The following is a 24,918-nucleotide window of genomic DNA, read 5'->3' on the forward strand; positions in this document are numbered from 1 at the left end:
GTTTTGGAGGACGGTGAGGGGTTCTTTGCCACGTTCGAGGATCGTGCGGGTGCGATCGAGTAGACTCTCTGGATCGGATTTGGCGATCGATTGTAGAATACCGAGTAAGTCGCGTTCTGGTACCGACCCGATCGCATCGTACACTCGATCGGGTGTAATCTCGCCATCGAGTAAACTCAACCGATCGAGCAAGCTCTCAGCATCACGCAATCCGCCTTGAGCGATTTGAGCAATTAAATTTACCGAGGCGGGCGCAATCTCGATCTGCTCGATCCCCGCAATATAAGTGAGATGTTTTACCATCGCCGCGACGGGAATCCGGCGATAGTCAAATCGCTGGCACCGCGAAATAATCGTCGGTAACACGCGTTGCGGATCGGTCGTTGCCAGTACAAACACTACCCGATCTGGTGGCTCCTCTAGCGTCTTTAATAGAGAGTTAAATGCTGCTGTTGTGAGCATATGACACTCATCGATGATATAAACCTTATATCGACACTGAACGGGGGCATATTGAGCGCGTTCGATCAGTTCGCGAATATTATCTACACCTGTATTACTAGCTGCATCGATTTCGATAATATCGAGCGCAGCACCCACAGCGATGGAACTACACACCTCACATTTGCCGCAAGGTTGTGCTGTAGGTACCTGACTCGCCATACAATTAAGGGACTTGGCTAAGATTCTGGCACTAGAAGTTTTGCCAGTCCCTCGTGGCCCCGTAAACAGGTATGCTGGGGCGATCTTTTCTAGACGTAGTGCATTAGCTAAGGTAGTGGCGATCGCCTCTTGCCCGACTAAATCGGCAAAAGTTTGCGGTCTATATTTATGATGTAGAGGTATGTATGCCATCTGCGGAATAAATAAAGTTCCAATTTTCATCCAACCACAAGGATGGATGTAACAAAGGTCGAGCCAGACCCAACCTCGATTCTCCAACGGAGAGGCTTTGCCAACGAGGTGGTTTACCTAGCACTACCCTCTAAGATACCCTAGATCGAATGTACCTAAATGCAGTCGAGGAATTAGTAAATGTTAAAAAAAATCTGGCAATCATTCGTGAGGTGGTTTCGCAAATTATTCGGACGAGGGACGAGTAAATCGTCTCTGTCGGGGCGAGGCTATGCCAACGATCGACTAGCAGCGACTGCCGAGTTACCACCGCTCGATGATACCGATCGAGAGTATCTATTCATGCAGTTGCTCGAAGGAGTGGCTCATGGCTGGCAACAACCACGGGCGATCGGCTTTTTTAATAAAATCAGACAGCGAGTCCGTAAGTCAGACTGGTTAGAATGGCTCGAAAAGTTTGGTAATAATTTGCTCAATGCCCCCGTAGCCAATTATGAACTAGCTGGGCGAATGGTGCAATTGGGTCAACTTGATTGCGGTGAAATCGGCGATCTAGCTGGAGAGTATGGTGCGCGGTTGCTCGATCGTCAAGCCGAGCAACTCCCTGGGGGCTTGCTACCGATGATGGAGTTCGAGGCTTTAGAATTTGATGAAGTGGATGCAGAAGCTCCTTTCGATCTGAGCTATAGTGTCTCAACCGATCGCGCTCACCAATTTGGCGAAGTACCGTCAGGACTACTCCTCGACAATGCGCCGCTCCTCTCTCCACCATTTACACCTCAACCTGAAGCCGAAAATAACGCTGCCGAAACTCAGGAAATTACGCTCGAAGAGTTTTCAGCAATGTTGCAAAGAGATCCTGATTTAGTCGCTGAACTAGCCGAACAATTGGGGATCGAAACGACCGACCCACAACTAATTATCAATGCAGTTGTCGCTCAAATGCAACAACAAGTACAACAAGTTAGTGGCGATCTCAATCCGTCGAGCGATCTAACGCCATCCCCAACCCCTCCAGAAATTCCATCAGCCCCACCAGAACCCACCCCAACGCCAGAAGTTCCTCCGATGCCTTCACCGCTACCAGAGGTTCCTTCTGCGCCCCCAGAGGTTCCTGGCACACCACCAGAAATTCCTTCGACACCAGAAATTTCACCGATTCCTTCCACACCACCAGAAATTCCTTTAACACCAGAAATTTTACCGATTCCTGGCACACCACCAGAAATCCCTTCGACACCGGAAATCCCACCGATTCCTTCCACACCGCCAGAAATCCCTTCGACACCAGAAATTACACCGATTCCTTCTACACCACCAGAAATCCCTTCGACACCGCCGGAGATGCCCCCCGCAACTCCAACAACCCCAATTATGGCTGCCAATGGACAGCAGATCGCACCACCACCACCGCCACCTGTCCCAAAATTGGAATACAAACCAGAAGACCCTTGGAGTAGTAATTTGGATAGTAACGACCAAATGCCTGAAGCTGCTAATACCCCCGATCGTCGCGGAGTCTAATTGCAAATGAGTAAAATTACTAACTTATATACAGATGGAGCTTGTTCGGGCAATCCTGGCCCTGGTGGTTGGGGTACAGTTGCTTATTTTGATGATGGTAGCTGTCATGAATTTGGCGGTCGCGATCGAGCCACGACGAATAACCGGATGGAAATGCAAGCCGCGATTTCTGCGCTGGAGTTTTTTGTCAGCACAAATCAATCCTCACAATGCGTGCTCTACACCGATAGTGAATACTTGATCAAAGGCATCACCCAGTGGGTAAAAGGTTGGAAGAAAAAGGGCTGGAAAACTGCGGCAGGGAAACCCGTCCTCAATCAGGACTTGTGGGAGACACTCGACACGCTCAATGGCAAAGTGCAATCCCAGACCAAAATTCCTGTAGCTTGGCAACACGTTCGCGGTCATTCTGGCAACGTGGGCAACGAACGCTGTGACACGATCGCCAGAGGGTTTTCTAGCGGTCAACCACCACAACTGCGGCAACGATCTACAATGGAGACATCACCATTACTTGTTACACAGACCCCTCCAGATCCTGTAACAATCATCCCCCCTCTCCCTGATTTGCAGATTGTCCCCATGTTAGAAGAACAAACTATTCACTCCGATAGTACAGAACACATTCCCCGTGAAGTTCGAGTTGCACATCTTCATCACCTCATCGATACTTTGCGGATTACTGATGAAATTGCCAAAAGTGGTTATCTAATTGCTAGCTCTGAATTAGCCGACTTGATGGATATCAATGCCAGTGCTGTCACTAGTCGTGGCGACAGGTGGGCGTGGCGCAATTGGATTGTATCGAGAGTCCGCCGTGAAGGTAATCAAATTTTGTGGCACTTGGAACGCGTTGATGGGGAATAAGTCTTTTACAACCAACCGCGCAATCTATAAGTTAATATCCCGATGTATTCACGGATAGCTTGTGTAGTTAGCGAAAAGCACTCTTCATTAGGCAAAAAGCTGAGAATAACAGATTGAGTTTCCAAATTGGGTTGGTCTAATTCCAACTGAGAAATTCGATAATCAGTTGGTGCTGCGATCGCCCTGATGCCCAGACGTTGAAAGATTGCCATCGATCTGGGCATGTGCATCGCTGAAGTGACGAGTAAAATAGTTTTAAAATTCTGTGCTTGTAAGATCTTTTGGACATTTACAGCATTGTCATGAGTATTATATGAATTGGGTTCGGGGATGATATCTAGCTGGGGCACACCCATATTTACTAATATTTTGGTCAAATCGTCGGATTCGGGATTACCCCCACCTTGCCAAGTGATTCTGCCCCCACTGACGATGATTTTTGGTGCCTTACCCGCACGGTACAAGTTGCCGCCGTGCCACACCCTGTCACCTGCATCTGTAAAATCTACATCAGGACGTGGATAGGCACCAGCTCTGATGCCCCCGCCCAAGATGACGATCGCATCAGCAATTGGCAGTTCAGCTTTAGGGATATTTTGCCACTCTAAGGATTGAGCCAGCCGATGACTAATCCAAGTATTCCCACTCAGAAATAAAATTATTAGAGCTGCCCCAATTGCTGCGGGAGTCCACTTTGAATTTATCCACCAGAGTATTAAGGCGACAGTCAATAACAAGTAAGCCGCACCCATTGGGTAGAAAAATAGCGGAATTAGTTTTGATAAAAATAAGAACATTTTAGTCAGTTGACAGTTAAAATTTCATAAAAAAGATTTAAGAAGATTGACGATTCTTGCTTACAGCTAGGGCTTAATCCGATCGTTGGTTATCGATCGACGATTGTAATTTTGTTAGCTGCATCGATCGCTTTCGATCGGGCTAATTGAGTAGTTTCTGCCTTTGCTAAAGCGACTCCCATTCGCCGATAGGGGCGCGAGTCAGGTTTACCAAATAGTCGAAGATCTACATCGGGGATTTCTAGTGCTCGATCTACTCCGGTAAAGTAGATCTCATCAGAGTTTTTACTAGCTAAAATCACCGCACTTGCTGCGGGAGCATATTGAATAATATTTGGAATCGGTAAGCCTAATATAGCGCGTAAGTGCAGCTCAAATTCATTCAAATTTTGAGAAATTAATGTTACCATGCCAGTATCATGAGGACGCGGAGATAGTTCCGAAAAAATCACTTCATCAGCAGTAATAAAAAATTCTACGCCAAAAATTCCGGCTCCACCAAGGGCCTTTGTAACTGTAGTGGCGATCGCTTGTGCTGCGACAAGTTGGGCGGGGGTAATCTCCGCAGGCTGCCATGATTCTTGATAATCACCACGTTCTTGACGATGACCGATTGGCGGACAAAAAATAGTGGGTGCATTCCACTGTTTGATTGTTAATAGCGTAATTTCGAGATCGAAATTAATAAACTCTTCAATAATTACTTTCTGACTATCACCTCTAGAACCATCGTTGGCAGAGCCTCTCCCCTGGAGAATCGCATAATTCCATGCTGTCTCAATTTCCGCAGCACTTGAAACTACCGATTGCCCTTTTCCCGAAGAAGACATCACTGGTTTAACCACATTAGGAAACCCAATCTCTAGAGCCGCAGCGTGCATTTCCGCCAACGTAGTAGCATAGGCATATTTCGCCGTCCGTATCCCCAATTCTTGGTGAGCTAGTTCGCGAATCCGATCGCGATTCATCGTGTAGTCCGTTGCTTTAGCAGTAGGAATTACTTTAATTCCGCGCTGCTCGAATTCCACCAATTTCTCAGTCCTAATTGCTTCGATTTCGGGGATGATATAGTCTGGCTGATGTTTGGAGACAACTCGTTCGAGATCTTCCCCACTCAACATCGAAATGACCTCATACTCGTCGGCAACCTGCATCGCTGGGGCGTTGGGATAGCGATCGACAGCTACTACATGATTACCCAATCGTTGCGCGGCGATCGTAAATTCTTTACCCAATTCACCCGATCCCAATAACATTAACTTCTGAGGCAGTTTCATCACAATTCGAGCGTAGAGATAACATCTTTAATAGTAGTTTAACAACGATCGTCAAGTTAATTTTCCCATGCGTTGACACACAGGCTACTTGTGCAGAGCGAAGTCTTGGCGTAGCCTCGCTGGCGACAGTAGCCAGCAAATCCGCTCTAGCTCCAATGAACAATTGCTTCGATTGCCCATCTGGGACACCCTCGATGGGTACTAATAGTTTTTTCACTAATTGTATTACCTTGAGCATCAGCGATCGTTTCTGTTGAGACGATTGTTTCACCATGCTCTAGGTAGTTTTCAAGCACATTTAAGGCACCAGCCCGTAGTTCTGCGGAGATGGAATCTAAGGTGTGACTAGTTAGTGTACTACTGCGATCTCCATCATACAACAGGGATAAATCATCAGGTTGGTAAGCTGATGTAGACATAGTAGAATGAGGGTCTAAATGGAGGTCGCTATCGGGGGCATCCTCGATCGCCAACTTAGAAATAATTTTACCTAAAATATCGCTGTCAGTACTATTGTTACTATTTTGCTGGGCTGTGAGATCGGCATTGCCGACAGCCGGAACATCGCCTAATTTAGCAACCCAAGCGATCCGATCTCGGAGTGAGAGTGAAATTAACCCCAACCGAGTTTGGAGATCGAGTCGATTGTCAGTACAAATCATTTGCTGAACGCGGTACCATTTCGATCGAGCAAGAATCAGAATGTCCAATTGGATTCCAGCTATAGGCTGTTGTAGATTGTCTTGCCACGTTTGCCACAATTGCTCTGCTGGCTCATAGCGGAGATTGTAGCCTTTCGGAATTTCATACTTTTGATAACGCATGAATCCACGTTCGGCAGTGGCAGTGTCGATCGGAATAAATTGGCAATCGGAAATAATACTTTGAATCATCTCCGAATATTTACTATCCTTTTTGATGAGGATATAGTGTAACTTTTCAGCTACTTTATGAATAGCAATTAATTCATGATTGGGAGTTGATAACTGTAATGAATTATGGGCATAGTTTATCCGAAGATTTTGGTTGATTGCCAAGCGTTTCTTCCCTTGTGCAAACCTCCAGATCATGGTTGGATCGTTTAGCCCTTCGAGCGTATCCTCACTTTCAATGACTCGATCTTCTACAATTGTCTCTAAATCTCTTTCTTTCAGCGATCGAGTAAAAATTAAATCTTCGTCGTCTGTATTTATTGGCATCGATCTTAGTCACATAATTGATGAGATATTGAGCTAGAAGATATACTTTTACTAGATCGTCTATGGCAACTAATCTGGTTGAGCCGATCGATTAGGATCGCCATACTTCTTTAGAATACCCAAGATTATCGCGATCGAACTACCTGCTGCTGCGCGATCGAGGATCGAGCTATAAATCACCGCAAATCGCTAGTACTCGCAACAGCCCTATCCAATCCAATCCAATCCTATACATTTGTAGTAAATGTAATATTTGATTAATCGGAGCGTAATAGCGATCGATTGCACTAATTAGACCTAAAAAATGTATCCAAATTTATATGTATTGCCCAAATTAGGTCATAGACTATAAGCTGTCATCTAAAAATGAACAGCTTAACACCGTCGGATGTATACATCTACAGCCTTGCGGTCAAAAATCATAGTGTGAGGAAAAGATCGCGAACATGACCAATCTACTATCAAAAAATCTCTTGTCCCCGATCTTATTTGGCGCGATCGTCTGGATTGCTAGTGCCTACGCTGCTGTAGCGACTCCGATTGGCAACGTTGCCGCCACAAAATCAGCAGTTACCGGATCTCTCAAAGCCAGTAATGTGGCAGCCGCTGTCAGCACTGAAGCTACCGCCGACCAAATCGAACAAGCGACACAAGCGACAGAAGTTAAGCCTGGTGATTGGGCTTATCAAACGCTCCAAGCTTTGACCACCAAATATAGCTGTGGCAATACTCCGGCGGGGAATAAAATTTTATCGCGGGAAGAATTTGCAACTAGTCTTAATGGCTGCGTGCAATCGATCGAGCAATTAGTCGCCAGAAGAAAGCCGAGCCGCGCCATCAAAAAAAGACGTCCCTCAGCACCACATATGGTCGCTCCACCAGCAGCAGCTCCAGAAATGGTCTCGCCCCCACCAGCACCAGCTCCAATCCTGGCTCCACCCGAACCACAAATCGAGCAAGAAGAAGTAGTCTCACAACAAGATCTCGACCGACTCAGAGGCTTAGTCCAGTCATTTAGTGCCGAGCTTCAAGCCGTAGATAGTCGTCTTCAAGTTGCCGAAGATAGAATAACTAAACTCCAAGCACAAAGCTTTTCCACTACTACTAAGTTAAACGGGGAAGCAATCTTTGCTTTTAGTGGCTACAATACTGGTCGTAGTGCTGGTATTGGTACTAATGGTACGACGGGTAATATCTTGAGCGATCGCGTTCGTCTCAATTTTGACACTAGTTTTACTGGTAAAGATCGCCTCAGAACCAGGCTGGAATCACGTAACACTGCTTCCTTTAACACTGGAGTAACCGGAACGAACATGACTCGGTTGGGTTTTGACGGGGACAGTGGGAACAACACGAGTGTTTCGATACTGAATTATGGCTTTCCCATTAGTCCTGAAACAAGAATCACTGTTGATGTTGTGGGTGCCCGGTTTAACGATCACTTGTATACCCACAACCCCATCTTAACTAGTTCCGGTAGTGGTGCGATTTCTCGGTTTGGTCGTTTCAACCCTGTTTACCGACTTAGCACCGAGGGTGCAGCTCTAACAGTCAACCACAAATTTAGCAACGAGCTGGATCTAGCTGTCGGTTACGCAGTTCCGAACATCAACTCAGCGGCAAACCCAGCACAGGGTAATGGGTTATTTAACGGTTCTAATGCGATTATTAGTCAGTTAAATATTCGTCCCGCCAAAGATTTAAGTCTGGGTCTAATTTATGGTCGTGCTTACACTACTAATGGTGCCAACATCAATGGCGGAACTGGTAGTGTTGCCGCCAACAGTCCCTTTGGCGCAGTACCGACTTCAGCTAATTACTACTCGTTTATGACTAGCTATAAAGTCAGTCCAAATTTTATCCTCTCTGGTTGGGCAGGTTTTACAGAGGCAAATCGCGAAACGGCTGCTGGCGGTAGTGCAAGTAGTAGTAACTATGCTATTTCACTAGCTTTCCCAGACTTTGGTCAAAAGGGTAACAGCTTGGCATTCATTGTTGGAATACCACCGAAACTAAATACTCGGACTGGTACTGGTCTGGCTGCGGCAAATGCTCCGGCGGCAAGTGCTACTGCTGTTGCTCCTGGCAACCCTGATACTTCATATCACATTGAAGCTTTGTACCGAGTTAAGTTGAGTGATAACCTCGCAATTACGCCTGGACTATTGCTTATCACCAATCCCGAGCACGATCGCAGTAAACCTACTGAGTATGTCGGTACCATCCGCAGTACCTTTACTTTTTAAGTAGTTAGGATCGTAGCAACTGTTCGATCTTTAAAATCTGTAAATAGGGGAAAAGCTAAGTTAGCTTTTCCCCTATTTTTGTGATGGATAGAGGTTGTCCGTGGTAGTTTTGAGCTTGGGGCTGGATTGACATATCATTTGTATCGATCGCCAGTTGTAATCCAATATACAGAAATCAAAAAAGTAACCCACTAGGATATGGCTGGAAAAGACAGGATCGTTAACAAAAATTAAGTGTGAGGAAAAGCTCGATCGAATGATAAAACTGTTGTCAAAAAATCTTTTATCGCCAATTCTAGTTAGTATCGCTGTGTGGACTGCTGGTGGTTTTGCTAGTGCTAATGAATCCACAGGCGTCAACTCCCTGGCAAATGTCAGCACTGAAGCTACCGCCGACCAAATCGAACAAGCGACACAAGCTACAGAAGTCAAGCCAGGTGATTGGGCTTATCAAACGCTTCAAGCTTTGACCACCAAGTATAGCTGCGGCAATACTCCGGCGGGAAATAAAATTTTATCGCGGGAAGAATTTGCAACTAGTCTCAATGGCTGCGTGCAATCGATCGAGCAATTAGTCGCCAGAAGAAAGCCGAGCCGCGCCATCAAGAAGAGGAGACCATCTGCACCATCAATGGTTACGCCGCCACCAGCAGCACCAGAGATCTTGCCTCCCCCACCAGCACCCGCCCCAATCGCACCACCCGCACCAACAGTTGAAGTAGATGTTGTTTCTCAACAAGATCTCGACCGACTCAAAAGCTTAGTGCAGTCATTTAGTGCCGAGCTGCAAGGTGTCGATGCCCGTCTCCAAGCAGTGGATGGCAAAGTTACCAAGCTCCAAGCTCAAAGCTTTTCTACTACCACTAAACTAGTTGGTGAAGCGATTTTTGCTATAACTGGTTTAGCTGGTGGCCCTTCTAGTGCAACCCGTAACACGATCTTTTCCGATCGTGTGCGGCTCAATTTCCGCAGTAGCTTTACAGGTAAGGACTTACTGCTAGTTCGGCTCCAATCGCGCAACAGCAACAGTTTTGCTGGTACTCCCTCCGGTACCAATATGGCGCGGTTAGGGTTTGAAGGTAGTGAGGAAAATGCGACTACTCTTCATAGATTGCAATACCAATTGCCTATAGCCGCCAGCACTAAGGTATTTGTAGAAGCTGTGGGTAGTGAATTTAATGATAACTACTTTACTTTCAACCCCGAACACCAAGCTGCTGGTACTGGTGCAGTAACCAGGTTTGGACGATTCAATCCCGTCTACCGCCTCAGTGGTGAAGGTGCAGGGATTGGGGTAGATCATAAATTTAGTCCTGGTCTGGGGCTATCTTTGAGCTATGCTGTGCCCAGAGTTGGCGGTTTAGAAACTGTTAATAATCCTGCATCTGGCAAAGGATTGTTTAACGGTTCCAACGTGCTATTTTCCCAACTGACCCTCAAACCTTCCGATGATGTAAGCTTAGGCTTAATTTATGCTCGGGCATACAATTCTACTGGTACGGGCGTTTCTGGTAATAATGGTAGTAGCATTGCCAATAATCCTTTTAATGGCTCACCAACTTCAGCCAATCATTACTCTCTGGCGGGGAGTGTCAATCTTTCCCCTAGTCTGGTTCTATCCGCTTGGGGTGGATTGACTCAGGCACGTCAAGAAACAGGGGCTGGTAATAGCGCGGATATCTGGAACTATGCTGGGACTCTAGCTGTGAAGGATTTTGCTTCCAAAGGCAGTACCTTGGGCTTCGTGGTGGGGATGCAGCCTAAACTGACGGGTAATAGTTTCTTTAATGCAAATAATATTCGTCGTGTAGATCCAGGAACTAGCTTGCACATCGAAACTTTCTACAAGTACAAAGTTAGCGACAATCTCTTCATCACACCTGGATTACTGCTGTTGACTAATCCCGAACACAACTCGGCTAACCCCACAGAGTATCTCGGTACAATTCGGACAACTTTTGTATTCTAGTCGATCGTATTAACTAAACATCAAGGGTACCCAGATGGGTACCCTTTTTTGTCTTAAAACCCACATTCCGCACTTCAATTTTTCGCTTGTGTAGTAGGGTGCTCATGCGGCAGCCAGCAAAACGCACCGATCTTCGTCCTCAAACCCTGACGGTGCGTTACCATTACGGAATAACACACCCTACATTCACGAAAAACAAGGCTTTTTAGACATGAATTTTATGAAGTGCGGAATGTCGGTTAAAAATGTAACAGTAGTAATCGATCGCGATTTACGGTTTACTGATAATTAATCATCGATCGCGAAATAACTAATGAAACGTCGGGACATCTTACTTTCAGCCACCAGTATCGCTACCGCCGCAGTGGTCGCAAATTCCCAACTGAGTACCGCCAAACAACCAGACATCAACACGGCTGTCAATACGGAGCCAAGAGTCGGTAAAACAATTCAGATCTCCAAAGATTTGCCAGGCTACTATGTTACCCCAGCAGGAACAGGTAAATTTCCCGCAGTAATTGTCCTGATGGAAGCTTTCGGTTTAAATAATTGGTGTAAGAGTATTTGCAACAGGTTGGCACAGTCAGGATTTGCAGCTATTGCTCCAGACTTTTATCGCGGTACTACTTATGAGTATACAGATGTGGCGGGGGCGATCGGCAAACTAAAATCTCTCAACGATGATGCCATCATGAGCGATGTTGGCAAAAGTATTGATTTCCTGGCGGGGAAATCTGAAATCAATGCCAACGGAATTGGTGTAATTGGCTTTTGTATGGGCGGCAGATACGCCTTCCTAACCAATGCTGTCTATCCCACCAAAATCAAAGCGGCAATCTCCTTTTATGGTGGTGGTATCGATGCCACCGCAGGTAATCCCCTGGGGCAAAAATCGCTACTCGATCGCAGCTCTACAATGCAATCGCCCATCATGCTCGTGTATGGTAGTGAAGACCAACTCATCGCCGCTGACGAGCATGGTCGAGTTGCTGCTGCTCTATCCAAAGCCAAGAAACGCTATATTCTCAATCTTTTCCCCAAAGCTGGACATGGCTTTATGAGCGACCGCAGAGAAAATTATGCTCCTGAAGCCGCAGCCGAGGCGTGGATAATGACAACGGGATTCTTTAGTCAAAACCTTAAACCCAAGAAGTTGAAATAGTAGATCTAGGGTACCCATGAAGGGTACCCCTACGGATGAATTGTGTTGCAGTGTGGATTAATTGTCGCAAAAAGCCCAGACAGGTTGTGTGCGTCAAGACAACACATTCTACAATATTCTTACAAATCAAATAGGACTGCTATATTATTCTCCCTAAAGCCTAAAGTCTAAAGCCTAAAGCCTGACTTTCGCACTCACCGGAATCTCATGATAGAATTATCGCTTCTCGATGTTTGATTAATATATTAGTTGTTTGAGGGTCGATCGAATGGATGACTTAAAAGGTCGAGATTTATTGAGCATGACAGATCTCAGTGCTGACGAGACACTCACCCTCCTTCAACTTGCAGCCGATCTCAAGCAAGGCAACATCAAGCCTATTTGTCGCAAAACGCTAGGGTTACTATTTTACAAAGCTTCGACGCGGACGCGAGTGAGCTTTTTTGTGGCGATGAGCCAGCTAGGTGGGCAAGTAATCGACCTGAATGTGAGTGCGATGCAAATTGGTCGTGGTGAGCCATTGGCAGACACGGCGCGGGTATTGGATCGATATCTAGATGTGCTGGCGATTCGGACTTTCGCTCACGCTGATGTGGAAACTTATGCTAAATATGCGCGGATGCCAATTATTAATGCGCTGACGGATCTGGAGCATCCTTGTCAGGTATTGGCAGATTTACAGACGGTGCAGGAATGTTTTGGACAATTAGCAGGGTTAAAACTTGCTTACTTGGGCGATGGGAATAATATGGCACACTCGCTGATGCTGGCTTGTGCAACTGTCGGCATGGATATGGCGATCGCCTGTCCGCCTAATTTTACTCCAGATCCGCAGATTGTCGAACGCGCGCGATCGATCGCCAGCAGCAACGGGACACAAATAATCGTCACCCAATCTCCCCAAGAAGCTGTCAGCCAAGCGCAGGTGGTTTACACCGATGTGTGGGCAAGTATGGGACAAGAAGCTCAATCCGATACGCGGGTGCCCGTTTTTGAGCCATATCAAGTCAATCGGGAGTTGTTGACTCTAGCCGATCCTAACTCGATCGTCCTCCACTGTCTCCCCGCTCATCGTGGGGAAGAAATTACCGATGATGTCCTTGAAGGTAGTCGATCGCGAGTCTGGGATCAAGCTGAGAATCGAATGCACGCTCAGAAAGCTTTATTAGTTAGTGTCTTGGGTACAGATTGATAAAATGCTAGAATTTTTGGGTAGTTCGCTCTAGTAAAACTATGGCTTACAACAACTTCACGTTAGCTGATGTTACCGATCGATTTGAACTAAATCTATTTGGATCGCCTTTTTGTGAGAACTTACCAGTTGCCATTCCCAGCGAACTATTTTCAGCCATTTTGAGCGAGTGGTTGCCATTAGCAAGACAAGCTAGATCTGAAAAAGCTAAATCTGAACTGTTAATTAGTCCAGTCTTGTTAGAAGTTAGGAAGCTAGTTCATAATTCGGTTGAGCTGTTCTCTGGTGAGGAATTTAGTGTAGACCGCGATCTCGGTCTCAATGGATTTTGTGATTTCCTCTTGAGCAAATCGACAACTCCATATCTGATCCAAGCTCCGTTAGTAATGCTGGTAGAAGCCAAACGCGGCGAATTAGATCTAGGCTTGGGTCAGTGCATCGCTGAGATGGTAGCAGCGCAATTATTCAACGCCAGCAAAGGTAAAGCGATTTCAGTTATCTACGGTAGTGTCACCAGTGGTAGATTATGGCAATTTCTCAAGCTTGAGGAAAAAAATGTGACCATCGATGCCAATGAATATCAGATTATGCCTGTCGAGCGGATTTTGGGTATTCTCAAGTGGATGATCGAGAGCCAAGATTGAACTACACAGATTCCTAACCCAACACATCAGGAGCGAGCATAAATAGCGCGATCGACCCCGACCCTGCGATAATATCGATAGTCAAACCCTACCGAGTTAGGGCGAGTGAACCAATCGAAAAAATCCGATGAGACTGTCCAAAAGCTTATTTGTCACCCTCCGTGAAGAACCAGCCGAAGCTGAAATCCCCAGTCATAAACTGCTATTGCGGGCTGGCTATATTCGCCGGATTGGGAGTGGCTTGTACGCTTACCTACCCCTGATGTGGCGGGTATTGACAAAGGTAAGGCAGATTGTCAAAGAAGAGATGGATGCGACAGGCGCACAAGAGTGTCTGCTCCCCCAACTCCAGCCAGCCGAATTGTGGCAGCAATCGGGACGCTGGGATACTTATACTCAAGCCGAGGGGATTATGTTCGCCTTCACTGACAGACAAAAGCGACAAGTAGCATTAGGCCCTACTCATGAGGAAGTAGTCACGGCTGTAGCGAGAGATTTGATTAAATCCTATCGTCAATTACCTCAACATCTCTATCAGATCCAAAGCAAATTCCGCGATGAAATTCGCCCTCGATTTGGATTGATGCGCGGACGGGAATTTATCATGAAAGATGGTTATTCCTTTCATGCGGATGCGGAGAGTCTCAAGGCTACTTATGATGATATGCACGATGCTTATACCAAAATGTTGCAGCGGTGCGGGCTGAAGTTTCGGGCTGTAGATGCCGACTCAGGTGCGATTGGGGGTTCTGGCTCTCAGGAATTTATGGTGCTGGCGGATGCGGGTGAGGATGATGTGATGTACACGGCGGATGGTAAATATGCCGCCAATGTAGAGAAGGCGGTTTCCCTGGCTCCCGATGCTGTCGTATCTACTTTTACTAGTTATGAAGTCAAGGATACCCCAGGTACAAACTCGATTAAAAAACTCGCGAAATTTCTCGAATGCGATCTAACCTCGATCGTCAAAAATGTGCTTCAGCAAGCGGTGTATGATAATGGCAAGACCGTTCTGGTATTAATTAGTATTCGTGGCGATCGAGAAGTCAATCAGGTTAAATTAACTAACGAACTAGTAAAATTAGCTCCTAACTATGGCGCGAAAACAGTCATTGCTTTAGAAGTACCGGATGGAGTGGCGATCGATAAATGGGCAGCCAAACCATTACCCCTCGGTTATATTGCCCCCGATCTTGGGGATGAATATATTAGTGCTAGTCCCCATGTCCATCCCCACTTTCTGCGGATAGTCGATCGCACCGCCGCTAGTCTAACCAACTTTATCACGGGGGCCAATGAAGCTGGAAAACATCTAGTTGGTGCTAACTGGAATACTAACTTTCCCCTACCAACAACCATCGTCGATCTTCAAAAGGCTTTAGTCGGAGATCGCGCCATCCACGATCCTACTCAAACGCTGGAAACAGCACGCGGCATCGAAGTCGGACATATCTTCCAACTGGGAACTAAATATTCCGCAGCAATGGGGGCAACATTTACCACCGAGCAGGGAGAAGAGCAGCCACTAGTGATGGGTTGCTACGGTGTGGGCGTATCGCGACTAGCTCAAGCAGCCGTCGAACAATCTTACGATAAAGATGGGATAATTTGGCCAGTAGCGATCGCTCCTTATCATGCGATTATCTGCGTGCCTAATATTACCGATGCCCAGCAGATGGAGGTCGCAGAACGCCTCTACACCGAGTTAAATCAGATGGGCGTCGAAACCATCCTCGACGATCGCGATGAGCGGGCTGGAGTCAAATTCAAGGACGCTGACTTGATCGGCATCCCCTACCGGATCGTCACTGGTCGTTCGCTCAAAGATGGTAAAGTGGAAGTAGTACAACGCGCCACGAAACAATCTCAAGACATTGCCGTCGAGAGTGTTGGAGCAGCCATTAAAGAGTGGATGGTGAATGGTGGATAAGTGAATGGTGAATAGGGATCTATCAGATCGCGGAGGTTCAATCCTCAAATAATTAGGCAATGAACATGCTGCCGATCGGCTAAGACATAAAACAGCAAAACTCCATCCACTGTCTTGATTCGCTAAACCCTCGGGGAACCCGAGGAGCGCGAATCGCCATCCACCATCCACCATTCACTAACTCCCAAATGGAACTAATCATCATCCTCCTGTCCAGTATTACCTCCTTATTTTCACTCACTGGAGTCGTAGTCGATAAAACTGTGGAAACCGCCTTGCGATCGCAGCTAGACCGTGCCGAGCAACTACAAGTGAGAGTTGATAATGCTCCAGTTCACCAGATTATCAACGGTAAAATCAATAAATTGCGGATTGCTGGACGGGGTGTGTGGGTAAGCAAGGATCTGCGAATCGATACCCTAGAAGTTGAAACCGATCCGATTGCGGTAAATCTCCAAGCAATTCAAGCAGATGGACAAAACCCGCGATCTTCATCTCTTCAACAACCAATTCAGGCGGGAGTGAAATTTAAGTTTAATGAAGCAGATCTAAATAATTTCTTAAAATCTCCGGCTTCGATCGCCCAGCTTCAGAAAATGACAACTAGTACCTTCGGTGCTGCTGCTAGTTCGCTCAATAAGGATTATCAAATCACCAACCCTCAATTGAAATTTTTGGGTAATAATCGACTGGGGATTACAGCAGAGTTGAAAGACCCTGGCTCTGATGAAAAACTGGCGATTAATCTCGAAACTGGTGTGAGTGTCATCGGCGGGCGAAAGTTTCAGTTATTGGCACCTACTGCGACAGTCGGCGGTACTCAAGTTCCACCTTTTTTATTAGCTGGCTTGACTACTGGAATCAGCGATCGACTTAGTGTAGATTTACTAGAACAGCGCGGTCTGACTACCCGAATTCTTCAGTTCAAAGTCAGTCCCCAAGAGCTAGAACTGTCAGCTTTTGTACGGATATCTGGTACCCAGCAGTAACCGATCGCTCCTGAGTCTGTGCCATTATCGATCCAGCGGCTAACTGTCGATGAAGATCGATCGTTACCGAATCTGGATTCTACCAGTTAGACTGTTAGTGGAGTAACTAAGGGTACTTTGGGTGACGAAAGCAGGTCGAACATAAGAGCATTTACCAGTTGCTAGTTATCAAGTCTTGTTTGCCTTGCATTGTCTCGTTCGCATTGGCGGAAGCCTGCTGTTAGGCACAGCATGGGCTTTGCCCGATCGAGTCCCAAGCACCATGTTCTAAATAACTGTTTACTGTTCACTGGTTCTAACGATCTATAGGAATTTTAATTATGGAAGAGCAAAAGTCTATATCTAAAAGCGTAGTTGCTACCATATCAGCCCTAGCTGTAGCAGCAACTATTATTGGTGGCGGATTAGCATGGTTTCCGATCCACCAAAACAACCGCCCCCAAGCGAGTACCCCTAACAAAATTAGTTCTTCCAATCCAATTACAGTAGATCCGGCGCGGGTAGATTCGCCACAAGTCTCTCCTATCACCACAGCACCCAACCCAACTGCGGTTGTTCCCTCGGTGCAATCCACGAGTCCGACAGTCGCAAAGACTACTAAGTCAACGACACCATCGATCGCTCAAAAGCAAGAAAATACCGTTAAAATTTGGCGGCTGGATGATGATGGTAAAAAAACATTTTTAGTACCCCAAGAACGTCAGGATACTGAACCCAGTAGCTCAGATCCAGAGGTACGCGTCAATCGATCGCTTTCTAGTTTGATCGCTTCAGCAGGTAAGCCAGATGGGAAGTTGACTTCCACAATTCCTGTGGGAACCAAGCTATTGAGTGCCAAAATTCTCGCAGATGGCATCCACGTCGATCTATCGAAGGAGTTTACCCAAGGATTTGGAGCGACTTCCATGATTGGGAGATTAGGTCAAGTAGTTTATACCGCCACAGCTCAAAATCCCGATGCACCTGTATGGATTACCGTCGAAGGTAAAAAGTTGGAAGTACTCGGTGATGTTGGAGTAGAAATCAGACAACCAACTACGCGTCAAACTTACAACCAAGATTTCCCGATTAATCCAGATCCAAATGCAACTCCTTAATTAGGGTTGATATACATTAGTGGTTGACCAAATTCGATCGGTTGACCATTTTCAACTAACACCTCCATTACCTGTCCGGCTGATTCAGATTCGATCTCATTCATCAGCTTCATTGCTTCAATGATACAGACTGTTTGCCCCACTTTGATCCGATCTCCTGGAGATGCAAATGCTGGTTCATCTGGGGCTGGAGAGCGATAGAAAGTGCCTACCATCGGCGACTCGATCGCGATCCAATTTTTGTCGATCGATGGTGTGGCTGGTTGATTTACCGCCAATGATTCGGGAGGTAAAGATATTAATTGAGAATTAATATCTGTAATTGTTGTCGAAATCGAGCTACTGGTTACTGGTGGATTACCCTGGCTGACTGTTAGTTCAAAATCAGCATTTTTAAGTGTTAATTCAGTAATATTATTTTTAGCGATCGCGGCTAATAGTTCGCTAATTTCTTTAAAATTAATTGTCATATTCAGTTCTGGTTGATTAATAGTTATTAGTAATCGAGTAGACGTAACTATTAGGGAGATAAATTTAATTGATATATTAGAAAACGATCGCTAAAGCCGATCTCGTTTGCGCCGATGCCAACACCAGCAAACTGCCTCGCGATCGGGTCGCATGGCTCCTGAGAGTGGAGCCGATTTATTTAGTCAACCGACCGCACAAATTTCAGATGATTGAAGTATCAATTTTGACCGATCGCAACTAAAACAAAATTCACTTACAGATCGATCGAACCGAGAGTGAATTTTGGACTAGCTCAGTGTTCTAATTAGCTTTCTCTGCCAACATATTGATCGGTACGAGTATCGATTTTAATTTTTTCACCGATACTGATAAACAAAGGTACTGTAACTTGTGCGCCTGTCTCAACGATCGCTGGCTTACTACCGCCTGTAGCTGTATCGCCCTTCATCCCAGGATCGGTTTCAATCACGACCAATACTACGGTGTTTGGCAGCTCCACTTCCATAATTTGTTCGCCCCAACGGACGATACTAACTTCCATCCCTTCTTTGAGGTATTTTACGTTAGAACCAATTTGGGTAGGAGTCAGATTGGATTCTTCAAAAGATTCCATATCCATAAACACAAATTGATCGCCATCTTTATAGGTGTGCTGCATCTTAATTTTTTCCAACGTAGCTTGGGGCATAGTTTCCCCAGCGCGGAATGTTTCTTCTACCACGCTACCACTTTGGACATTTTTGAGCTTTGTCCTTACAAAAGCGGAACCTTTCCCAGGTTTAACATGGAGAGATTCGACGATTTTCCATACGCCTCCTTTCCACTCAATGGATACACCAGGTCTAAAGTCATTACTGGAAATCATGAATATTTGTATTGTTGCGGAGAATTGTCGTATCTTATTTTATCAGTCTTAGTGACTGTGGGTCTAAGAATGCCAACGATTGTGTCTTGTCTTGACCGCAGCGAGACAAGACAAGACACAAGACAGTGGTTGAAACCACTTTGAGTGTCAATAGCAACTTGGGTTATGTATGAAAGGGCACTGCTAATAATGGTAGCAATGCTAGCAGCAGCCATGCCCAGGTAGATAGGTTTTGTTGGTACTGCCGATGTTGCGGCTCGATTACGTCAACGCGATCGTCGAGTGAAGGTTCCAAGATTGCCAAAAGTGCTTCAATCCGGCGATCGAGCCGATCTGCTGGAGCCATTTGACTAAAAGCGGCACTGAAGTTTTCAGTAAGGGCGGATGTATTTTGAACTACCAAGAGTAAAGCTTCGGCTACTAATAATGGATCGGTGCGATCTGCTGCCCAGCGATCGGCACGCAGTTCTCGGAGTACTAATAATTCCTGCCACATCGCTTCAGTCTGCGGTAGCCAAGTGGTAATCTGACGCACCCAGCCCAACCAGAAAAAACAGTAGGTATCGCGGTAGTGATAATGCGCTTGTTCGTGGGCTAGAACGGCTCCTAAATGCTCTGTTCCCAGAGTATCTAGCAATGCCTGACTAATGACTAATTCTGGCTCCCAGAAACCAATTTGGGCAATGTATGGAGTCGCTAGATTGAGGAGACGAACGCTATTGCCGTCCAGTTCGGTGGTGGGGTAGGTGCGAACCTGTTGGAGCATCAGCCATCCAGATCTAGCTAGTTTGAGCCAGTAAAGTGCTGCAAATCCCAAAAATCCGATCGCGAGGTCATAACTCAACCAATCATTTCCGACCCATACCATCCGTCCGTGAGGCCCCATCCAAATGATGGCGATCGCACTCGTAAATAATAGTAGTGGTGGTAACAAGAATATTGCTAGTGTCCGATCCCACCGCTGGTTCCAACTAGCACCAGTTTCCGACCAAGTGTACCGCAGTCTCCAAGCCAGCGCGAAAATAGCCAACAATACAATTAGGTGCATTACTGTTTCTCCTTGGCGGTGTGGATGGCTTGCAGTCTGTGAGCGATCGCTTCTAGCTGTTCGAGACTAGATCGATCGAGATCGTCGGCAAAGGCGGCGACGATATCAGGATTTCCCACTGCCAAAAATTGGTTGAGATGTTCGTAAGCCTGAAGAGTTTGTGCTTCAGTCGCACTTATTACTGCTTGCCAAACATAGGTGCGTTCTTGTTTATTGCAGGTGAGCCATTTTTTCTGTGTCAGTCGATTCAGGATCGTAGCAACAGAAGCATAGGCTAATTCACGATCTGGATCGCTCAAAATCCGATCGTGAATATCTTTAACGGTGACTATACCTAGTTCCCAGATAATTTCGAGAATCTCGCGTTCGAGTGGCCCCAGCGAGAGTTGCTGAGGGCGGTGGTGGGGCAGCGGAGCCATGAAATTTTAGTTAGAGTACTCACACATTATCGCAAGAATCCGTTGGAGAGAGCCTCTGTCTTGTCTTGATACAGCGAGATCTGGAGGAAACCTCCAGAGCGCGAATCGCTGACTGAAAGCCATGGGTCGGAGACCTCCGCGTGATTTCAGTCGCTCCTCTGGAAAATCAAGGTGTTTTACACGTTGTCATTTGACCGATCCCGACTAAATGCGCTATTTATATATGCGGCTAAATTATTCCACCTTACCTCAAACTGGCATCAAGTCGAATGACTAACGATCGCGATCTCGTAGCGTCTCCTCTGGAGCATCGCCACCACAAACTCAAGCTTTTATCGATTGGAATTTCTCCCCATGATGGCATTTTTTCAATTGGGGTGTCGCCGCATGGATTGATTTCCATTGGTGTGGTGCCCCACGGATTGATTTCGATCGGATTGGTGCCGATGGGGGCGATCTCAATCGGACTTGTTTCGATGGGATTGTTTAGTACGGGACTAATTACGATGGGATTGGTGAGTTTTGGTCGAGTGAATATGAGCCTGATGCAACTTAATTCTCCCCAAGTGCAGCCAGGACAATCTGAATCGCAGATGACTCCCCATCAGCACATGTCTCACTGAAGATCGGTAGATCTAAAACTAGATGAACTACTCCCTGACCTGTGTCAAATTAGACATCTAGCTTAGGGGGTGAATGGTGAATCATGATGTCTCTTGATTGAGTGGGAAGGTAGTAAGTAGATCGCTCTAGCATCGAGCGTGAGTAATTGAATATTTTAACTACAACTAAAGATCGGTAATAAGTAAACACATTGAATAGACAATTAAACTGGTCGCTTGTGACCATCAGCGGATTATTTGCGACATTTTTCCTCGGTAATATTGTGCGGGCGGCAGACTCGATCTCGCCCATCACTACTCTAAGCGTCAACGTTTCCCAATCTAGTAATATCCTCATCGCGGTTAGGAAAAAGAAACGTCCCAAGTTCAAAGCCAAGCCTAGATCTCAACCAACTGCTGAGAGTAGATCGGCACCACGAGCTGAATCTCCCCAAACTATCCTACTGCCAGCCGCAGCAACGCCAGTTCCTACAATTGTGGCACCACCGGCACCGACAGATCCGATCGCCGCAGAGCCAGAACTCACCATCGATGTCACTGGAGAACGCCGAATAGATTTACCAAAATCCTCACCGATTTACACGATCGATCGCCAACAAATCGATCGGCAAGGTTCAAAAAATGCGGCTGATGCCCTCAAGAATTTACCTGGGTTTGCCATTAATGATGTCGGTTATGGTGCCGATATTCACACTGGAACTTATTATCGTGGGGCATCGACAAACCAATTTATTATCTTATTAAATGGTCGCCCGATTAATACTAATGTCAATACCTATCATGGTGCGACAGATCTCAATAGTATTCCGGCAGATGCGATCGATCGGATCGAACTTTCTAGTGGTGCAAGTAATATTATCTACGGTTCTGAAGCCTTTGGTGGTGTGGTAAATATTATTACCAAGGCTTATAAGGGCAGTCCAGAAACTAATGTATCAGCGGAACTCGGCTCTTATGGTCGTCAGGATTATCGGGCTAGTTATATTGGTGGCACCCAAACATTAAACTATCGGATCGGGGTCGAAAAATATCGGATCGATAATGACTATAGTGTCCCGATCGGTGCTGCTAATCGCGACCCTGTGACGGGTAAACTTACCAACGCCGACACCGATACCATGAGTTATTCTGGTAATATCTCTGCTGAACTGAACGATCGCAATCGCCTAGATTTCGATGTGACTAAAATTACTAGTCGGCGAGGTTTGGTTTATTTTGGGTTCCCCTTCCAACGGGATAGATTAAATCACGACACGCTAAATTTGGGATTGAACTGGCGAACCCAACTCAGCCCCGACCAAAGCTCGATTCTCAATACTACTATCAGTTATAACCAGGATTATTTTAATACCTTTGGGCCGAGCGGAACTTTTAGCCGCACGGGTACCCTCGATACCCAAGCCGTGACTGGAAGAGTAGATCATACATGGAAGACTAATCCTACTAATACTCTGCGCTGGGGTGGGGAAATCCAAAATCGTCAACTTAATGGTTCATCGATTAGCACTGTACCTAGTCGGATTGCCTTTAACGATATTGAGAATCGCAATGTCCTCAATACCGCCCTCTTCGCCGTCGATACCTGGAAAATTACCGATCGATTTGCGGTAGATTTAGGCTTTCGGCAAAACTTTAACTCTCAGTTTGGTAACTATCTCAATCCCAGCCTCGGCTCACGCTGGGAAATTACCCCCAATCTGGCTCTGCGTGCCTCTGTCGCTGGTGCACAACGCAATCCTGGACTCGACCAACTATACCTCTACGATACCGTCCACGGCTGGTTCCCCAACCCCAATCTCAAGCCCGAAACAGGCTTCACGTATACGGCGGGATTCGATCTGGCATTGAGCAATACATCTACAGGTACGATTACCTACTTTGGAAGTAGTTTAAACGATCGCCTCGCCACTCAAGCAGTTAGCCCGACGATTACTCAATGGGCAAATATTGGGCAAGTTGCTACCAACGGGTTAGAAATTGGCTTCAAACAACAACTCACGCCCCAATTGTCTGCTTTTGCCAACTACACCTACACTGATGCCAAAATTCAGTCCGGTGCAGAACAGGGATTACAACTGTCTTTCGTGCCTTATTCAGTCGCTCAGTTGGGGATTGGTTATGCCAATCGAGGTTGGGAAGTCAATCTTCTAACTAACTACAATGCAGGTACCCGTCGTGCTTTCTTTAACAACCCAGGTCTGATTAGCACCGACTTTATTCCATCTTTCCTCAATTTGGATCTGGGTGCGCGCATCCCGATCGGCGAAAATGTCGGACTCAATCTGTTTGTCGAGAACCTTGCCGATGTTCAGTACGAAAAAGTAAATCGGATCTACAGCCCAGGTAGAACCTATCGGGTTGGCATTTCTGCTAATTTCTAAAGTGTATGCGTTCGTCCAGCTCCCGCAATCTGCTACAGCCACTAATCGATCGCCCAAATTCAGACCGCCAACTGCGAACTATACTCGCCCTTGGTTTGAGTGGTTCCGTAGTTCTCCATCTGGGGTTGATTTGGGGCATCTCTAAGTGGTGGCGAGTAGCAGCACCACCCGAAGAACCGATCGAGATCGTACTGGTAGCACCAGTCGAGGCTATCGCCTCAGTGCCAGCCCCGCCCCTACCGATCGCGATCGCACCCAAACCGATTATTCGCCAGACTTCGAGTCCAGTTATTCCCAAGCCCTCACTCCCGCAGATTGTCGCCAAGAACCTTCCCACAACTACTGTCACTACTTCCAAGCCCGCGATCGAGTCAAGCCCACCAACAGTCAAGCTTTCATCCAAATCAAAGCCATTCTCCACGCTCAAACAGCTCAAATCGCGATCGCCCACATCCAAGCTCAAAGCAAAATCTACACCCATCCCCGCTATTGATGCTCCCGTTCCCGCCGATCGATCGTCCTCATCCCCGCCAAAATCCTTCTCCTTCCCGACATTACCAACACCTATAACTACCAAATCCGATCCGCCCCCAGTCAAGTCACCCCGCTTATCCAAAACGTATTCCAGCACATCAGAGCGATCGATCTTATCAAGCCAGCCAGCACCACCAACATCTAATCTAAACCAGTCCGAAGATCGCTTCAGGGCCAGCAATAATCCTCTGACAGGTACCAACAACGATCGACAGATCGAACTAAATGGTACTTCTGCTATTAACGGCTTTACGCCCACATGGCGAGGCAGTACCGATCTAGCTACTCCAAGCGGTGATTTCGCCGCCACTGGTATGTCAACAGGTAATTCATCGGCTCCAAATGGCACTGGTAATGGTACTGGCACTGGCACTGGCACTGGCACTGGTACTGGTACTGGTAATGGTGGTGGATTGCAATGTATCAAGAATTGCCAGATTGCCAGACTTCAAAACTTACAAGACAGTGACGGTGGTAAAGATCGCTTGCGAATTCGGGTGGAGATCGATGCAAATGGCATAGTCTCAGCCGCCAACATCGTCAAATCGAGCGGCAATCCCCAAATCGATGAAATCATCCTCGCAGGTATCAAACAAATGCAATTTAATCCCTCTGGCAAACCGATTAAAGGGATCGTTCGCGCCAATATTTTCTTATAATTTTGTCAAACATTAATTTATGGATTTAACTAGGGCTTGCTGAATTAGTCCCTGATGCTGTTCTAAAGCCTGAACTCCTTGCTAAAAAATGGTTTTGTTGCAAATATTCTCACTCGATCGCCAGATTCAAGCGATCGAGTGCAAGGGTTTTGAGCCTTTCAACGTCAAAA

General features: G+C 46.4%; 21 protein-coding genes. 13 read left to right on the forward strand and 8 right to left on the reverse strand.

Annotated elements, in window-relative coordinates:
* A partial coding sequence (locus tag ACEW9J_RS15830; protein ID WP_373546095.1) for a DNA polymerase III subunit gamma/tau occupies positions 1-855 on the reverse strand: 855 nt, incomplete at its 3' end.
* 180 nt (positions 856-1,035) lie between these two features.
* Here ACEW9J_RS15830 and ACEW9J_RS15835 point away from each other — a divergent pair.
* Positions 1,036-2,379 (forward strand): hypothetical protein, encoded by a 1,344-nt coding sequence (locus ACEW9J_RS15835; RefSeq protein WP_373546075.1) that lies wholly within the window; start codon positions 1,036-1,038, stop codon positions 2,377-2,379.
* 6 nt (positions 2,380-2,385) lie between these two features.
* Positions 2,386-3,246, forward strand: coding sequence for a ribonuclease HI (gene rnhA, locus ACEW9J_RS15840; protein WP_373546076.1), 861 nt, complete (start codon positions 2,386-2,388; stop codon positions 3,244-3,246).
* A gap of 5 nt (positions 3,247-3,251) precedes the next feature.
* Here the strand turns inward: rnhA and ACEW9J_RS15845 are convergent, their stop codons facing one another.
* The 3 genes from ACEW9J_RS15845 to ACEW9J_RS15855 all read right to left on the reverse strand — a co-directional run bounded on the left by ACEW9J_RS15845 (position 3,252) and on the right by ACEW9J_RS15855 (position 6,519).
* On the reverse strand, positions 3,252-4,043 hold the full coding sequence (locus ACEW9J_RS15845; protein WP_373546077.1) for a YdcF family protein: 792 nt from the start codon (positions 4,041-4,043) through the stop codon (positions 3,252-3,254).
* A gap of 89 nt (positions 4,044-4,132) precedes the next feature.
* The gene (gene purT / locus ACEW9J_RS15850; protein WP_373546078.1) at positions 4,133-5,320 is read right to left on the reverse strand and encodes a formate-dependent phosphoribosylglycinamide formyltransferase; all 1,188 of its coding nucleotides are present in this window, start codon (positions 5,318-5,320) and stop codon (positions 4,133-4,135) included.
* 146 nt (positions 5,321-5,466) lie between these two features.
* The gene (locus ACEW9J_RS15855; protein WP_373546079.1) at positions 5,467-6,519 is read right to left on the reverse strand and encodes a hypothetical protein; all 1,053 of its coding nucleotides are present in this window, start codon (positions 6,517-6,519) and stop codon (positions 5,467-5,469) included.
* A 446-nt stretch (positions 6,520-6,965) separates the two neighbouring features.
* On the opposite strand from ACEW9J_RS15855, the gene ACEW9J_RS15860 reads away from it, so the two are divergent.
* The 8 genes from ACEW9J_RS15860 to ACEW9J_RS15895 all read left to right on the forward strand — a co-directional run bounded on the left by ACEW9J_RS15860 (position 6,966) and on the right by ACEW9J_RS15895 (position 17,748).
* Positions 6,966-8,765 (forward strand): iron uptake porin, encoded by a 1,800-nt coding sequence (locus tag ACEW9J_RS15860; protein WP_373546080.1) that lies wholly within the window; start codon positions 6,966-6,968, stop codon positions 8,763-8,765.
* 268 nt (positions 8,766-9,033) lie between these two features.
* Entirely contained in the window at positions 9,034-10,734 is a 1,701-nt protein-coding gene (locus ACEW9J_RS15865; RefSeq protein WP_373546081.1) for an iron uptake porin, read from the forward strand.
* Between the two features lie 313 nt (positions 10,735-11,047).
* Positions 11,048-11,896, forward strand: a complete 849-nt coding sequence (locus ACEW9J_RS15870) for a dienelactone hydrolase family protein (RefSeq protein WP_373546082.1) — start codon at positions 11,048-11,050, stop codon at positions 11,894-11,896.
* Positions 11,897-12,164: 268 nt separating this feature from the next.
* The gene (gene argF, locus ACEW9J_RS15875; RefSeq protein WP_373546083.1) at positions 12,165-13,088 is read left to right on the forward strand and encodes an ornithine carbamoyltransferase; all 924 of its coding nucleotides are present in this window, start codon (positions 12,165-12,167) and stop codon (positions 13,086-13,088) included.
* Between the two features lie 41 nt (positions 13,089-13,129).
* On the forward strand, positions 13,130-13,732 hold the full coding sequence (locus tag ACEW9J_RS15880; RefSeq protein ID WP_373546084.1) for a hypothetical protein: 603 nt from the start codon (positions 13,130-13,132) through the stop codon (positions 13,730-13,732).
* Between the two features lie 127 nt (positions 13,733-13,859).
* The gene (gene proS, locus ACEW9J_RS15885; RefSeq protein WP_373546085.1) at positions 13,860-15,662 is read left to right on the forward strand and encodes a proline--tRNA ligase; all 1,803 of its coding nucleotides are present in this window, start codon (positions 13,860-13,862) and stop codon (positions 15,660-15,662) included.
* 188 nt (positions 15,663-15,850) lie between these two features.
* Complete coding sequence (locus ACEW9J_RS15890; RefSeq protein ID WP_373546086.1) at positions 15,851-16,651, forward strand: DUF2993 domain-containing protein; 801 nt, start codon at positions 15,851-15,853, stop codon at positions 16,649-16,651.
* 320 nt (positions 16,652-16,971) lie between these two features.
* The gene (locus ACEW9J_RS15895; protein WP_373546087.1) at positions 16,972-17,748 is read left to right on the forward strand and encodes a GerMN domain-containing protein; all 777 of its coding nucleotides are present in this window, start codon (positions 16,972-16,974) and stop codon (positions 17,746-17,748) included.
* On the opposite strand, the gene accB is transcribed toward ACEW9J_RS15895, so the two are convergent.
* From accB to ACEW9J_RS15915, 4 genes are all read right to left on the reverse strand, one after another.
* The gene (accB, locus tag ACEW9J_RS15900) at positions 17,745-18,218 is read right to left on the reverse strand and encodes an acetyl-CoA carboxylase biotin carboxyl carrier protein (RefSeq protein ID WP_373546088.1); all 474 of its coding nucleotides are present in this window, start codon (positions 18,216-18,218) and stop codon (positions 17,745-17,747) included. The genes ACEW9J_RS15895 and accB overlap by 4 nt on opposite strands.
* A gap of 305 nt (positions 18,219-18,523) precedes the next feature.
* Complete coding sequence (gene efp, locus ACEW9J_RS15905) at positions 18,524-19,084, reverse strand: elongation factor P (protein ID WP_373546089.1); 561 nt, start codon at positions 19,082-19,084, stop codon at positions 18,524-18,526.
* A 163-nt stretch (positions 19,085-19,247) separates the two neighbouring features.
* Positions 19,248-20,132, reverse strand: a complete 885-nt coding sequence (locus tag ACEW9J_RS15910) for a M56 family metallopeptidase (RefSeq protein WP_373546090.1) — start codon at positions 20,130-20,132, stop codon at positions 19,248-19,250.
* On the reverse strand, positions 20,132-20,551 hold the full coding sequence (locus ACEW9J_RS15915) for a BlaI/MecI/CopY family transcriptional regulator (protein WP_373546091.1): 420 nt from the start codon (positions 20,549-20,551) through the stop codon (positions 20,132-20,134). The genes ACEW9J_RS15910 and ACEW9J_RS15915 overlap by 1 nt, the downstream gene beginning before the upstream one ends.
* A gap of 269 nt (positions 20,552-20,820) precedes the next feature.
* On the opposite strand from ACEW9J_RS15915, the gene ACEW9J_RS15920 reads away from it, so the two are divergent.
* The 3 genes from ACEW9J_RS15920 (at position 20,821) to ACEW9J_RS15930 (ending at position 24,748) form a co-directional block, all read left to right on the forward strand.
* The gene (locus ACEW9J_RS15920) at positions 20,821-21,174 is read left to right on the forward strand and encodes a hypothetical protein (RefSeq protein ID WP_373546092.1); all 354 of its coding nucleotides are present in this window, start codon (positions 20,821-20,823) and stop codon (positions 21,172-21,174) included.
* 191 nt (positions 21,175-21,365) lie between these two features.
* On the forward strand, positions 21,366-23,555 hold the full coding sequence (locus ACEW9J_RS15925) for a TonB-dependent receptor domain-containing protein (RefSeq protein WP_373546093.1): 2,190 nt from the start codon (positions 21,366-21,368) through the stop codon (positions 23,553-23,555).
* A 5-nt stretch (positions 23,556-23,560) separates the two neighbouring features.
* Positions 23,561-24,748, forward strand: a complete 1,188-nt coding sequence (locus tag ACEW9J_RS15930) for a TonB family protein (RefSeq protein WP_373546094.1) — start codon at positions 23,561-23,563, stop codon at positions 24,746-24,748.
* Positions 24,749-24,918 lie beyond the last annotated feature (170 nt).

This window comes from Chamaesiphon sp. (genome assembly GCF_041737865.1).
GTDB lineage: Bacteria > Cyanobacteriota > Cyanobacteriia > Cyanobacteriales > Chamaesiphonaceae > Chamaesiphon.